The sequence below is a fragment of the uncultured Algibacter sp. genome (assembly GCF_947487575.1).
Taxonomy (GTDB): Bacteria; Bacteroidota; Bacteroidia; order Flavobacteriales; family Flavobacteriaceae; genus Algibacter_B.
The window spans coordinates 77922-92922 of the sequence record NZ_CANKXG010000003.1 but is presented as its reverse complement, the minus strand read 5'-3'; the positions used below and the strand labels follow the sequence as shown (position 1 = coordinate 92922).

Annotated in this window: 10 protein-coding genes; 8 read left to right on the top strand and 2 right to left on the bottom strand. The window is 32.4% G+C overall.

Translation table 11 applies throughout. From position 1 onward, the window contains the following. Positions 1-2: 2 nt before the first annotated feature. Entirely contained in the window at positions 3-854 is an 852-nt protein-coding gene (locus Q0870_RS04070) for an alpha/beta hydrolase (protein WP_298551352.1), read from the bottom strand. 18 nt (positions 855-872) lie between these two features. After that, positions 873-1982, bottom strand: a complete 1110-nt coding sequence (locus tag Q0870_RS04065) for a hypothetical protein (RefSeq protein WP_298551350.1) — start codon at positions 1980-1982, stop codon at positions 873-875. A 135-nt stretch (positions 1983-2117) separates the two neighbouring features. On the opposite strand from Q0870_RS04065, the gene Q0870_RS04060 reads away from it, so the two are divergent. The 8 genes from Q0870_RS04060 to Q0870_RS04025 all read left to right on the top strand — a co-directional run bounded on the left by Q0870_RS04060 (position 2118) and on the right by Q0870_RS04025 (position 14925). Next, the gene (locus Q0870_RS04060; protein WP_298551348.1) at positions 2118-3389 is read left to right on the top strand and encodes a hypothetical protein; all 1272 of its coding nucleotides are present in this window, start codon (positions 2118-2120) and stop codon (positions 3387-3389) included. Between the two features lie 389 nt (positions 3390-3778). Beyond that, positions 3779-4933: a serine hydrolase domain-containing protein gene (locus tag Q0870_RS04055; RefSeq protein WP_298551346.1), complete on the top strand. Its 1155-nt coding sequence runs from the start codon at positions 3779-3781 to the stop codon at positions 4931-4933. Position 4934: 1 nt separating this feature from the next. Then, positions 4935-6335, top strand: a complete 1401-nt coding sequence (locus tag Q0870_RS04050) for an ankyrin repeat domain-containing protein (protein ID WP_298551345.1) — start codon at positions 4935-4937, stop codon at positions 6333-6335. A gap of 68 nt (positions 6336-6403) precedes the next feature. After that, on the top strand, positions 6404-7465 hold the full coding sequence (gene bla, locus Q0870_RS04045; RefSeq protein ID WP_298551343.1) for a subclass B1 metallo-beta-lactamase, long type: 1062 nt from the start codon (positions 6404-6406) through the stop codon (positions 7463-7465). Positions 7466-7742: 277 nt separating this feature from the next. After that, positions 7743-8042: a hypothetical protein gene (locus tag Q0870_RS04040; protein WP_363317919.1), complete on the top strand. Its 300-nt coding sequence runs from the start codon at positions 7743-7745 to the stop codon at positions 8040-8042. A gap of 212 nt (positions 8043-8254) precedes the next feature. Then, positions 8255-10018, top strand: coding sequence for a T9SS type A sorting domain-containing protein (locus tag Q0870_RS04035; protein ID WP_298551341.1), 1764 nt, complete (start codon positions 8255-8257; stop codon positions 10016-10018). 230 nt (positions 10019-10248) lie between these two features. Next, positions 10249-13107: an alpha-L-rhamnosidase gene (locus Q0870_RS04030; protein ID WP_298551340.1), complete on the top strand. Its 2859-nt coding sequence runs from the start codon at positions 10249-10251 to the stop codon at positions 13105-13107. Positions 13108-13143: 36 nt separating this feature from the next. Next, positions 13144-14925: a glycoside hydrolase 43 family protein gene (locus tag Q0870_RS04025; RefSeq protein WP_298551338.1), complete on the top strand. Its 1782-nt coding sequence runs from the start codon at positions 13144-13146 to the stop codon at positions 14923-14925. Positions 14926-15001 lie beyond the last annotated feature (76 nt).

Sequence of the window (15001 nt, the reverse complement as noted above, 5' to 3'; positions counted from 1 at the left end):
TATTAATCTGAAACTAAATATTTGTGTATTATAGGATTGATGATTTTAGCATGTTTTTTCTTAAATACAAAATGATTGGTATTTGGTAATATACATAATTGCTTCTTTTTACAATTAAGATTTTTATACATATCAATCATAGCATCGAAATGAAAAGCATCATTGTCACCATACACCATTAATAGAGGCGTGCTTATTTTAGCATAATCACGATTTTTAATATATGGGTCATGTAGCCACATTTGCCCCATTAATTGCATAAATCTTTGGTATTTCTCGGGCTCTGGATTAATAGTGTCATATTTTTTCTTTTCACGTTTTATGTAAGCATTCTTTAAATTATTATCGGTAATCATCGTTTTGGCAAAACCAATGAACTGTTTATTTAAGTCTGAAACTGATTTATTTGCACTAACAACAATCATCTTTTCAATTTTTTCAGGGATATCAATTGCTAGTTTTAACGCAACTATACCTCCATCACTATATCCGATAATTTTAATAGTATTCAAATTAAGATAGTTAATAAATTGGATAATATCTTTAGTAAGCAATGAATAACTCATTGCATCCAGATTATTATTTGTTCGCCCATGTCCTCTAAAATCTAGTGCATATACTTTAAATTTTTTTGATAGATACGGAATTAGAAATTGAAATTCTGATATTGACCCTGTTCCGCCGTGCAGTAGAATAATAGGCTCTCCTTCTCCATATTTTTCATAATACATAGTAATCCCATTTACATTTGCATAGGAACCAACAATTGAATTATTTCCATATTGAATATCTTGAAGAGCCTGTCCTGAAACCTTAAAACTAATCCAACAAAAAAATATTAGTATATATTTCATTAAATATATGTTATGGTTTTAGTATTTAATTTTTAATCCGTCATAATTATCAAATTTCCCAGTTATTAACCAGCCTCCAAAACTTTCAGAAACTGCCATAATAAGTGTGTTTTTTCCTTTTTTTAAATTGAGGTATGCAGCATCAAATAATCCTATGGTTCCTAAATATCTGTAGTCTCTAGTTCTAAAGCTATTGTTGCCTTTATATATAGAACTCCCGTTTAATATGGCTACTACTCTATCACTATACCCAAAATGAAATAGTTTTTGTTGGTCTTTATCTGATATAATTTCAATTTTTGCAAAAACAGTATTGGCATTTTTTCTATTTATTTGAATTTTTCTTGAAATATTTGCAGCCATTCCTTCTTCAACTTCTATATGCCCCATCCATTTAGCGTTTTCAAGCTTTGATTGCAATTGGTTAGAATCATCCAAGATTTCTTCTTTAAAAGCATTTGAAACCTCCCATTTTTCTATTAATTTAGGTATGGGCTTTCTGTTTATAGTTTTAAAATCAACCAAATCATTAGCTTTTTTATCAACCGTAATATTAGCAATATGTATAGCGTCCTTATTTGCTAAGTTAATAACCAAATCTCCCCATTTCGTTTCGGTAAATAAATTCCATGACAAATTGGGCTTATCTGAATAATCTAAAAATACTTGAGCCTTATCATCGTTTACAACCAGTTTTACATGAGTCCAATCGTTGTATTTATAATCATATTTAAACGAATACTTTTTACCAAAATATAATTGCCAAGGTGTTACTCCATTAATAATTGCTGCTGCTTGGTTTGCATCTGGATTACCAGATTGGTGTGGACGCAAATACCAATGCTCTCCATTCTTGTCATCAATCATTCTAAAATATACACCAGGAAAAGCACGATTTCCTTTCAATACAATATCAAACTCTATAGTGCCGTTTAAAAACTTCGTGTTTTTAAGCTTAAAAGACCCTGATTTTATGTTGATAGCCTCTTTACCTTTAAAGGATTCAAAGGAATAAGACTTGGCTTTAATTTCCCACTTTGTAGTGTCTATAGAAATGTTTTTTTGTGCTTTTACACTATTAAAGCAAACTGTACTAATTATTAAAACTATAGATAATAATTTTTTCATCGTAAATTATGTTTTTTTGATTAATGATAATAACACTTCAAATATCTATATATGACCAACAAAAGCTAGAGACAAGTTGATACAAGTTCATTCAATGTTGTACAAGTATAATTTTTTAAAGATTTTTGCATAATTATGAGTTTATATCCAGAGCATATATTAGTTAAAAAATGCCTTCAACTAATTGAAGATGAATTACAGTGGGGAGATTCGAATACTTGGCATAATAAAACCTTTATTGAGTTAAGTGAAAAAATTAGAGAAGAAACGTCTATATTACTAAGTGTAACAACATTAAAACGTGTTTGGGGTAGAGTAAAATATAATAGCACCCCAAGTATTAGTACTTTGAATACATTAGCGTTATTTGCAGGTTTTAACACTTGGCGTGATTTTAAAACCAATCATGAAACTACTAAAAATAGAGTATGGTTTGAAAAGAAGATGAATGCTAACAGTTATATTATAATTGTTTTAGCAATTATATTTGCTTTGGGTTTTATTTCTATTTATTCAATGATAGATTCCTCTAAAACTAAACCAAAACATGACTTTTCGAATATTAAATTTAGTAGTAAACCAGTTACTAATAGTTTTCCGAATTCTGTGATATTTGATTTTAACTTAGATAATATCAAATCAGATAGCATATATATACAACAGTATTGGGATGTTACGAAAACAATAAAAATAAAATCTGACCAAAAACAAGCTACGGGAATTTATTACTATCCAGGATACTACAATTCTAAACTTCGTGTTGATGGTAAAATAATCAGGAGGCATGACTTATTTATCAAATCAGAGGGGTGGGTTGGAACGATAGATTACAAACCTACTCCTAAGTATTTATCTGAAAAGCAAATTAAGAATGATAAAATGGGTTTTTCAGAAGCTATTCTTAATGAAATAAAGAAAAGTGGAAAACCTTTAGAATCTACTTTTCATTATATAGATGATTTTGGAAATATATCTGGAGATAATATCAAGATAAGTCAATCTGTTAAAAGTGTTTTAAATGACAAATGGGCTGTTTGCCAGAATTTTAAAATTGTTGTTCTTGGAACAGAAGGGGCTATTATTATGCCTTTTTCTAAGTTAGGCTGTGTGTCTAATCTAGATATTTTATTAAGCAATAACGTTTATTCAGGTAAAGAACACGATTTGTCTGCTTTTGGTGTAGATTTAAATGAAAATAAAGCGATAGATATAAGTATAAAAGATAAGACCGTTAATGTATTTGTTGATAATAGAAAAATATATGAAAATACATACCACAAATCTATAGGGAAATTTGTCGGACTTAGATACCGCTTCTTAGGCGCAGGACAAATTAATACTATTAAAATAGAAGATTTAAATAAAAACGCAAAAGTTCTGGAGTGTTTTTTTAGTAACGATAATTAATTTAAAGCCTAAGAGAATAATCGCATTTTATACACGATAAGTTGTAAAAGCAAAGCAACAATTAAGTGAATAAACTTTTAAAATATAGAGAAAAATCAAGTCTAACTCAGTAACAATTAACTCTCCGAAAGAACTAATATATCTGTTAGAACAATTCAACGTATTGAGGCTGGAAAAGAATTTAAAGGACATACTTTAGAAGCTTTATAAAAAGCTTTAGAAGGCTAGTAAATAATTAAAAAATGCAATATAAGTAGCTAAAAAAGGTTTTAAATGCTATAGGATATTATGAACCGTTACCTACAAATAAAAAAATGAATTACCCGTTAATACTTGCTTTTTTAATAATCAATTTTTCTTTGTTCGCTCAGCATGACATAAATAGGGTTATGCCTGAAAAGGTTGGCTTATCCAGTGATAGCTTAAAGAAAATGAACAATCATTTTCATAAACTTGTGGATAATAACAAATTACCAGGGATACAAACAGCTGTAATGAGGCATGGTCAATTAGTCCATTTTGATAGCTATGGATATGCCGATATTGAAAATAAAAAGATATTAGATACGGAAAGTATTTTTCGAATTTTCTCAATGACGAAACCCATCGTTTCTGTAGCACTAATGCAACTATATGAACAAGGTAAATTTAAGTTAGATGACCCCGTCGCTAAATATATTCCACAGTTGGATTCTGTGTTTGTATATACAGACTCTGCAATTAGCCTTGCTAAAAAACCTATTACCATTAGGCAGCTACTTACACATACAGCAGGTTATGGTAATGGTAGAAGTCCATACCCTAAACTAAATCAGTTATACCGGAAGGCCAACCTTTTTAATTCTAAAAATAATAAAGAATTTGTCGAAGCTTTGAGTAAGATTCCATTGCAGTTTGAGCCAGGTACAAATTGGCAATATGGTCATTCAACAGCCATATGTGGCTATTTAGTTGAAGTTCTTTCAGGCAAAAATCTTAATACCTATTTAAAAGAAGAACTATTTTTACCCCTTGGAATGAACAATACTTTTTTTCAAGTCCCCATAGAGAAAGTAAATAATTTCGTGGTAGGCTATAGATGGAACAAAACGCAAGGAATTACTGTTTCAGATACACCCAAAAATAGCAGGTACACAAAAAACATGACAATGTACCATGCTGGAGGAGGTTTGGTTTCAACAACCTTAGATTACTTGAGGTTTTGTCAAATGCTTCTTAATAAAGGAACGCTGAATCATACACAAATTTTGAAACAAGAGACGGTCGATTTGATGTTGCAGGACCATATCCAAGAAACTAGAAAGCATCAACCCAATCTAAAAATTAGAACTGGAGAATCTGGGTTTGGGTTAGGCTTTGTGATAAGCGGTACTCCTGATACCCTAGAAAAGGTATTTGGATGGGGTGGATTGGCAGGTACTTATTTTAAAATAGATGTGGAGAATAATTTAATTTATATTTTAATGGTTCAATTGCGACCTCATTCGCAATTAAAACTGAGAAGTACCTTTCAAAACTTCATAAAAAGCGCATTAATTGATTAGTATGAAATTCATGACCCGAAAAAACTTAATTCTGCTATTAACGTTAACCTTAACATCTGTTGTGTTTAGCCAAAATATATTTAGGACAGCCTGCAAGGGCAATTTGGTAAGGTTAGATAGTATGCTCGTAAATAGTACCATTAATGTGAAAGACAACCGAGGAAAGTCGTTATTACATTGGGCAGTCGCTTGTAAACAGCGGGAAGTATTTGATTTTCTAATAAAGAGAAACATAAAAATTAATGAAACTGATAATCAAGAAAAAACACCCTTACACGTAGCAGTTCGGTTCAATAATATAGAATATCTTAATTATTTAATTGAATTACAGCCTAACAATAACTGGCAATCTTTATACGGAGCTTCATTAATTGAACAGGCTATATTGAATGGAAACAAAGAAATAACAAAGAAATTAATTAAGAGTGGCGTTGACATAAATATTAAAAACAAAAGAGGAAGTACTGCTTTGGAAATCTCGAAACGATTAGGCACTAAAAATATTTCTGAATTTCTAATTTCTCAAGGAGCAGATAAAAATCTTGTTCGAAAGTTCAAAATGAAAGGAAAATATATGGGGCTAAAAGGACGTGAAACGATTCCTAAAATGTTTGCGCCTAACTTCATTTCTACTGAGGAACAAGAATTCGGTTCAACATTTAACAAAAAGGGAACTGAGTTTTATTTTGGAGTAGATGTAAACGGGCGGAATGAAATTCGTTTTTCAAAAATAGAAGGCAACCAATGGTCTAAACCAAAAACCATTATTTCACATAAACGTTACAGCTATAACGACCCTTTTCTTTCGAATGATGAGAATAGACTCTATTTTATCTCAAAAAGAGCATTAGATGGCATTGGTAAAATTAAAGATGTAGATATATGGTATGTGGAGAGATTGAGCAATGGGTGGTCAGAACCAATAAACGCAGGTTCAACTATTAATACAAATGGGAATGAATATTATATGTCTTTCACAAATGATGGAACAATGTATTTTGCTTCTAATGGGCACACTCGAAAAGACGTCTCCAGAACAGACCATGATATATATTACTCAAGAGTTATTAATAATGAATTTCAAAAGCCTGTATTACTAGATGCGTCAATAAATACAACAGGATACGAAGCAGATGTTTTTGTTGCACCAGATGAATCTTATCTTATATTCTGTTCCATTCGTGATGGCGGATTTGGAAGAGGGGATTTATATATTAGTTTTAAAAACTCGAATGGAAATTGGACAAATGCGGTTAATATGGGTAAAAAAATAAATACCGATAATTATGAATATTGCCCATTCGTTACAAAAGATGGAAAATACTTATTATATACTAGTAATCAAGATATATATTGGGTTAGCACAAAAATTATTAATGAAATAAAAGAAAAAAATAAGTAATTATTAGCTAAATTTATACTTAACTCACACCAGTAAAAATATACACAACACACTAGTTTTAATGCACCATGATTAAAATAAAAAAGGACTTCGTATGGATACTTTTGGTTATTTTAAATTTGCCCTTATTTGGTCAAAATATTAAAATCTCAGAAAGTTTAACAGTCACAAAACTTTCTGAGAACACTTATATTCATACACAAAAGAATAATAATGGAATTGTGTATTTTAATAATGGCGAAGCTGTAATTGTATCTACTCCTGATTCAGAGATAGAAACTCAAAATCTAATAAATTGGGTAAAAAATAAAGCGCGTATAGTAGCTTATGTAATTGATAGATGGCACTCTGATGCAATGAAAGGCTTAAATATTGTAAGGGAAAACAATATTAAAACTTATGCCAATAAACGCACAAAGCAAATTGCCAAACAAAAAGGGTTACCTATAACAGATTTTGTATTTAATATCAAAAAAGAAATCAAGGTAGGAAATGAAAAAATAATTTGTCATTATTTAGGAGAAGCACACACATCAGATGGAATTGTGGTTTGGATTCCAACCCCAAAAATACTTTTTGGAGGAAATGAAATTAGAAACTATAATGGATGGATAGGTAATATAGGAGATGCTAACCTACGAGAATGGTCTAATACGGTAAAGAGAATAAAAAAACATTATGGTACTGCAAAAATTGTAGTTCCTGGCCACGGAAAACATGACGACTCAAAGCTAATTGATTATACAATTAAACTTTACGATTTTTATCCCAAAAAATTAACTGTAGAGGATAAAAGTAAAAAGATAATCAATCCTTTAAAAAACAAAATTATCTCAATAGAATCCAAATCTGATACGATAATTAATACTAAAAGAATATTAACTGATGCAAAAGTAATTGTACAGGATAAATCAAAGTTAATTATAGTTGAAGCAAGTAGAATTGAGTTAAAAGACAATGAACTTAGCATTAAATCAAAAGCCGGAAGAGTTCAAATTTATGATAAAGAAAAAGAGTTTATTTCTTTACGAACAGATGTAAATTTCAATACATTATTTGTGTCAAAACTCAATGAAAACGTTGGGTTAGTTGTAGTCTTGAAAGAAATAACAACTGCCCACAAAATATAAATTTTATTCGATTTTGGGTGTTGATAAAATATAAAACCACTTGTTATATCAGACCGTCTTCACTATTAAATTTTTCAACTATCACTATCATTAAAATCATCCTCAAAAACTATATTTTCTTTTTCATCAGAAAGTTTTACATAGTCTATAGAACCTGTACCTTCATAAATAAATACAAGACTAACTATTTTGTTAAAATCTTATAGATTGGCAAAACGATTATTGGTATCTAAAAGATAATGAAAAATTTGTTGCCCCATCCTCTTTACATTCAGAAGTGATAGACTTTACTAAATGGATGATTGCTGTAATGAACAAGAGATTATTGTCTAAAGAAAGTTATAACGAACTATTAAAAGTACATTCAATTCCAAAGAAAGGAAAATATTATGCTTTGGGATTTGAGACATTCGAAAAACCTTATCACACATTGTTTTTTCATGGTGGGAATAACGACGGATTTACTGGTGCTTATATTTTGGATGTTGAGAAAAAATGGGGATTTGTATTGTTTACAAATTCTGAAATGGGACAAGATTTTTTTAATAAATTATTGTATTTCTTAATAGAAGAGTAATAAAAACAGTTCTTCTAAAAAAATGGTATTATTCGATGTGTTGCAAAATGAGTGATTAAAAAATGAAGAAATATCAAAGCTTTTTAGAAATATATAAGCGTGTATTGAATAATAGTTGCTAAAGGGTTTTGTTTTTTTGTTCACGAGTGTACAGGACACTCTTTGTTTTAAAAATCTGTAGTTTTGAGCAGATTAATAGCAAAAAAATAAGAATGACAAAGAAGTTACTTTATTACGGTCTAACAGTGGTAATATCAGCATCATTACATGCTCAGGATTACCCTTTTAGTTTACCTTCGGATATGGAGGCAACTATTAATATAACGTCTTCATCCAAGGAAGCATATAATAATCTATTACTGGGAACAAATACACATCATTTTTCAACCACAAAAGAGAAAGATTTAATAAACAAATTAGAACCGATAACAATAAGATTTTCACATGGTTTATGGGCCAATTGGTACGATTGGAGACGTGATGTAACAAGGCTTTTTGGTACAGAAACCTTTCAGTACGAGCAAGGTGTAAATAAGACTATTAAAACAAAAACACCTGATCTGTTGGCGAATATAAAAATATTTGATAGTCACAATATTAAGGTAGGGATAGATGGTCTAACAAGCTTAAATGCAACCAGAAAATTTGAAACAGGTAAAGGTTATGATATGATGTGGACCTTTAATATGAGTGCAGATGGCACTGATTTTAGTAATGGGTGTCCAGAAACTATAGCTCGATATGATGATTTGATTGCTAGGGGTTTTGAAGTGAAAGTTGTGGAGATGGGTAATGAAAATTTTTATCCAGGCCAAAGAAGTTCTATTATTCCAAATACAGAAGATTATATAGCTAGGGCAAAATCAATGTCTGCTGTATTGAAAGCCAAAGACCCAAACATAAAAGTGTCTGTGCCATTACTGCGAAGAGACAGTTGGGCAAACCCTAATTGGAATGCAGATTTAACTGAAGATTTAACTTATTTTGACGCCGTTACTGTACATACTTATGTTGGTTCAGATCCGGATGACGCTACCAATAGCGACGAAGCTTATGGAACTGCACTAACGGCACGTAAGCATTTAGGAAATTCTATATATGATTATGCGCACAAAGTGGCTCCAAATAAACCCATTTGGTTAACCGAGTGGGGTGTGAAATCGGGTGGGCCAAATGCGGTATCTGCTTTAGGTATGGTAGATTGCTATATTTATATGAGTCAAAATCAACATGTTTTTGAGCGTGCTAATTGGTTTAGTGTAAATGGGAAATTAAACTCGCATTACGTTTGGGAAACCTATGTTGCCCCAAGTGGTGCGGTACGCCCACGAATTAAGTATCCTTTAGAAAAGACACTCTTTGGGTCGGCCTATGAAATTATAAGATCAGCGCTTGAAAACACCACATTAATTGAAAGTGATGTGCAAGTTCCAAACCTTGTAGACGGCGTAAAAGCGGTTAACGCTAGAGTAGTAACTAAAGATGGTAAAACTTCGATTTTTGTTGTTAATTTGAGTAATCAAGATGTGCCATTTAAGGTGAATATTGATGGTGAGGACTATGTAGAAAATGTGGTACACAAAGCCATATCGTTTTCTAGTATGGATGAAGAAAGGGTTATGGGGATTGATGAAGATCCATTAACTGTGATTAACCAAACTGGTGGGAGTATCACTTTACCTAAATTTTCAATAAATATTATAGAGTTATCTAATGCATCGTTGTCTACTTCAGAAATTGGAAAACAAGATGAGGTTCGCATATATCCAAATCCTAATAAAGGGGTATTTCATATTAAACTGAGTTCTGGAGAAGACGCTAAATATAGTATCTATTCCATGAGTGGGGTTGAAATTCAAAAAGGAAAATTTGTTTCAGGAAAAGGCATTCGTTTTAATAATTACCAAGTGGGTATATATCTTTTACAAATCAAGAGTAGTCATGGTGTTTCAACCCACAAAATTGTGGTTAACTAATTGATTATTTCGATATAGAATTTAGGCAAACATATTGAAGCACTCTCTAATCTTATAAAGGGAGTGCCTCATTATTTATTGATATGGCTTATCCGTATTCTGTTGTTTTTCAATTGCAGTCATGAATTACAATGCTATGCATGAAAGTACAGGATAAGGTTTTTAAGGTATTCTGGTACCTTCAACAATTAATATTTTAATAAAATAATTTTATAAATCAGATCATAATAATGATGAAAAAACAACACTTATTTTCAATTGTATTCTTGTCTTTTTTTTGCTTGTCATGTAATCAAGTAACAACTTCTGGAGCACCAATAGATTTTGAAATGTTATTAGTTAATTCAAAAGAAAATCCGTCGACCATAGAAAGTGAAGAACCACTTTTTTCTTGGATAATAGATGTTGAAGGCTTTAATAAGTCACAATCGGCTTATCACATTTTGGTTGCCTCATCTCAAAAACTATTGGGTGAAAATAATGCAGATTTATGGAATTCAGATAAAGTAAATAGTGATAAATCTACATTTGTAAAATACCAAGGAAAATCTTTACAAGCGCTCCAGAAATACTTTTGGAAAGTTAAAATATGGGATGAACAGGGAACGGTTTCAAAATGGTCTGAGGTTCAAGAATTTGAAATGGGTTTGATGCATCCTGACAATTGGGGTGCTTCAAAATGGATTACACTAAATGAAGATACGCGCACTTCAGAACACCGTTTTAGAGGTTATAAAAGAGGTAACATGAAGAAAGCGAAACCAGTTGACGGTTTTGCAGCTAGTTATTTTAGAAATGAGATAGACCTTAGTAAAGATATCGAAAATGCGCAAGCATATATTTGCGGTTTAGGTTATTATGAGTTATATTTAAATGGAACTAAAGTTGGAGACCATGTTTTAGATCCTGCACCATCAAATTACGATAAGCAAGCCTATTATGTGAATTATGACATTACCGAACAATTAAAATTTGGTAAAAATGCCTTCGGAATTATAGTAGGAAATGGATTTTATGGACAAAATATTTCTTGGAGTAGAGATCCTGAATCCAACAAAAAAGGAGTGTCTTACGGTCCGCCAACCGTACGTTGTTTGGTGAAATTAAATTATAAAGATGGTACATCAGCAGATTTTTATACTGACGAAAACTGGAAAGAAGCTACAGGACCAATAGTATTTAATAATATTTATGGAGGAGACACCTATGATGCACGTTATGAATTAGGAAATTGGAATACAGTAGGTTACAATGATGCTAAATGGGGTAATGCAAAAGTAGCATCACCACAAGTTAAAAAAATAAGTGCGAGTCAAATTCCTCCAATTAAAAAATTAAAAGAATTTGAACCACAAAAGGTTTTTAAAGCACCAGATGGTAATTGGATTGTTGATTTTGGACAAAACATTGCTGGTTGGGTAAAATTAAGCGTTCAAGGAAATGAAGGGCAATTAATTGAAATCACAACAACCGAAGCATTATTAACTAACGGAAAAGATATTTTTCCAGGTTCAACAGGAGGTGGTGCAAATGGAATGGCGCAAATTTACAAGTACATCTGTAAAGGTGATGGTGTGGAGTCTTGGGAGCCAAAATTTAGTTATCATGGGTTTAGATATGCAAAAATAAAAGGTGTTTCTACAAAGCCAGATGCTGATATGATTAAAGCGGTTTTGGTAGCTACAGATATTCAAGAAACTGGAAGTTTTATATCATCTGACGAATTATTAAATAAAATGCACAGTATTAGTAAATGGACTATTGTAGACAATGTTCACGGTATTCCAGAAGATTGTCCACACCGCGAAAAATGTGGATGGTTAGGTGATGCACATGCATTTTGTGAATATGCACTTTACAATTATGATATGTATGATTTCTACAAGAAATATATGGAAGACATCCGTACACAAATGCGGCCAACAAAAGGACATAACACCCCAGATATAAAATTTCAAGTACCAACTATGATTGCTCCAGGAAAGCGAACATCTACCTATGCAAAAATAGATTGGGGTGTGGCTACTATGTATTTGCCTTGGTATAATTACAAGTTTTATGGTGATGATGCCATAGTTAAAGAGTACTATGAAGACATGAGAGATTTAACCAATTTCTATTTAAATTTTAAAGGTGAAAATGGTATTATGCAAGATGGTATGGGAGATTGGTGTCCGCCAAGATGGGACAGACGTAAAAATCCTAGTGCTATGGAATGCGACCCAATTATTTCAGCTAATGCTTATTTTTATGATGTTTTGGGTATTATGGAAACCTTTGCTGAAATGAATAATGATGTAGCTTTCTCTCTAAAAATGAAACAAGAACAACGCGAATTGAAAGAGGCTTTTAACAAAGAGTTTTTAGTTGAAATACTTAATACTAAACACAAATGGTATCAAAGCCAAACGGCAACTGTTCAGGCTTTACAATTTGGTTTAGCACCAGAAAATGAGATTGAAAGTATTGTGAATGGTTTAGCACATGATATTGTAGAAGTTAAAGGCGGGCATCATTCAACTGGAATTCACGGTAATAGATACATTTACACCGTTTTGTCTAAGTACGGAAAAGCAGATTTAGCACATCAAATTTTAACAACACCAGATTTCCCGAGTCAAACTTATGTAATGAATTCCGGGTTTACCACATGGCCAGAGCGTCAATTTGTTTGGGAAGAAATGGAGGGGCCAACAAACTCTTTAAATCACCCAATGCATAGTGGTTTTGCAGCTTATTTTTATGAATCATTAGGTGGTGTTAAATCTTCAGAAGACAAACCAGGTTATAAAGCATTTACTGTAAACCCTGAGTTTCCTACTGCGATTACAAAAACGGAAGTAGTAGTACCAACTCCTTATGGAGATATTACCAATAATTGGATGATAAAAGATGAAGTATTGAGTATGAATCTTAATGTACCGTTCAATACGCAAGCAAGGGTTTTAATTGCACCTTCGGAATTTGAAAGTTTAAAAATAAATGGGGCGTCTATTTCAGAATTTAAACAAAATAATCCTATTGAAATAGAAAACGGATTTGTAATTTTAGGATCAGGAGATTACACAATAGCGTATTCTAAAAATTAAGTTTACAAGACACTAAAAACATCTAAAATGCATACTATGAAACTAACATATAACACTGTTTTAAAACCACTAATCATTATACTATTAGTGTCATTTACCAGTTGTAATTCAAAACCAGAAAACAAAACAACAGCTTCAAAAAATGTGGCCCAAGCGCAAACAGGTAGTTTTGGAGATCAAGGTGATGGTACGTATATTAATCCCATTTTAAACGCTGATTATCCAGATTCTGATATCGAGCAAGTAGGGGATACGTATTACATGATTACATCAAAACAACACATGTCGCCAGGGATGCCTATTCTAGAATCTAAAGACATGGTAAACTGGACTAATGTGGGGCACGTGTTTGAAAGTTTATCATGGGCGCCAGAATACAATTGGGATCGCATGAATGGCTACTCTTTTGGTACTTGGGCAGGTGATTTAGCGTATCATGAAGGTACTTGGTATTGTTACCAAATAGATTATCAACATGGTTTAATGGTAGCAACAGCAAAGGATATTAAAGGCCCGTGGAGTAAACCTATTATGATGCTCCCAAAAGCAAAAGTACTAGACGACCCAGGTGTGTTTTGGGACGAAGAAGCGCATAAAGCTTATGTTATTATCAACACAGCAGGCAAACAAAAAAGCCCAGATAATAAAATTGAAGGCAACGAAAACAGAATTTACGAAATGAGTTGGGATGGAACAAAAATCTTAGGCGAAGGTAAATTAGTCTACACAGGCATGGGAGCCGAAGCTGCCAAAATCTATAAAATAGATGGAACTTGGTATATTTTTTTAGCACAATGGACTATGGGTGATGCATCTACCAAACCAGGTGTAAAAAACCCTAAAAACGATAGAAAACAAATTGTACTACGTTCCAAAGAAAGTATCTATGGTCCATATGAGGTGAAAACTGTTTTAGAAAAAGGAACAGCTTTTAACAACCGTAGCTGTAGCCAAGGAGGGCTAATGCAAGCACCAGATAAATCGTGGTGGTATATGCATCAATTGATTCAAAATGATGATATTCCGTTTCAAGGCAGACCACAATGTTTAGCACCCGTTACTTGGGTAGATGGTTGGCCAATAATTGGCGTAGATGAAGATAATGATGGTATTGGTGAGCCTGTAAAACAGTACAAAAAACCAATAGACGGTTACCCAATTGCAGCACCAAGTTCAGATGATGATTTTTCATCGTCTAAGTTAGGTTTTCAATGGGAATGGAATCACAATCCAAGAAACACACATTGGTCATTAACCGAGCGTGAAGGTTGGTTACGTTTAAAAGCAAGCAAGATTTTACCAAACGAAAAAGGTTATGGGCCAAATATAAACGAGTGGACTAATAATGATGGCTCAGATTCAGATTTCTGGAGAGCTTGTAATACTTTAAGTCAGCGTATCATGGGTATTACCACTGGAACTGCTGTCGCTAAATTCGATATTTCAGGGATGAAACCATACCAATTAGCAGGATTTGTTAGATATGGCGGCGTATTCAATTTATTGGGTGTAGAGGTAGATGAAAACGGAAATAAGAATCTATTTTACATGAATCCTATGGCAGAAAAAACCAAAGGACCAGAGCTAAAGGGTAACGATTTATACGTAAGAACATCAAATAAAATAAACCAAGCCACTTACGAATATAGTCTCGATGGTGAAAACTATAAAAGCTTTGGGCCGACGTTTGAAATTGCTTTTGGAAAATGGACGGGAGACCGTTTAGGGTTCTTTTCATGGAACGAAAAAGAGGATGCAGGATACATTGATGTCGATTGGTTTACCTATGATTACGACGGGCCAAAATTGGCTAAATAAATAGGTTTATAGTTTTGAGGTAATGCCAGATCCAAAATAATTGATATTATTATTCAGCTATTTTGGATTTTGCATT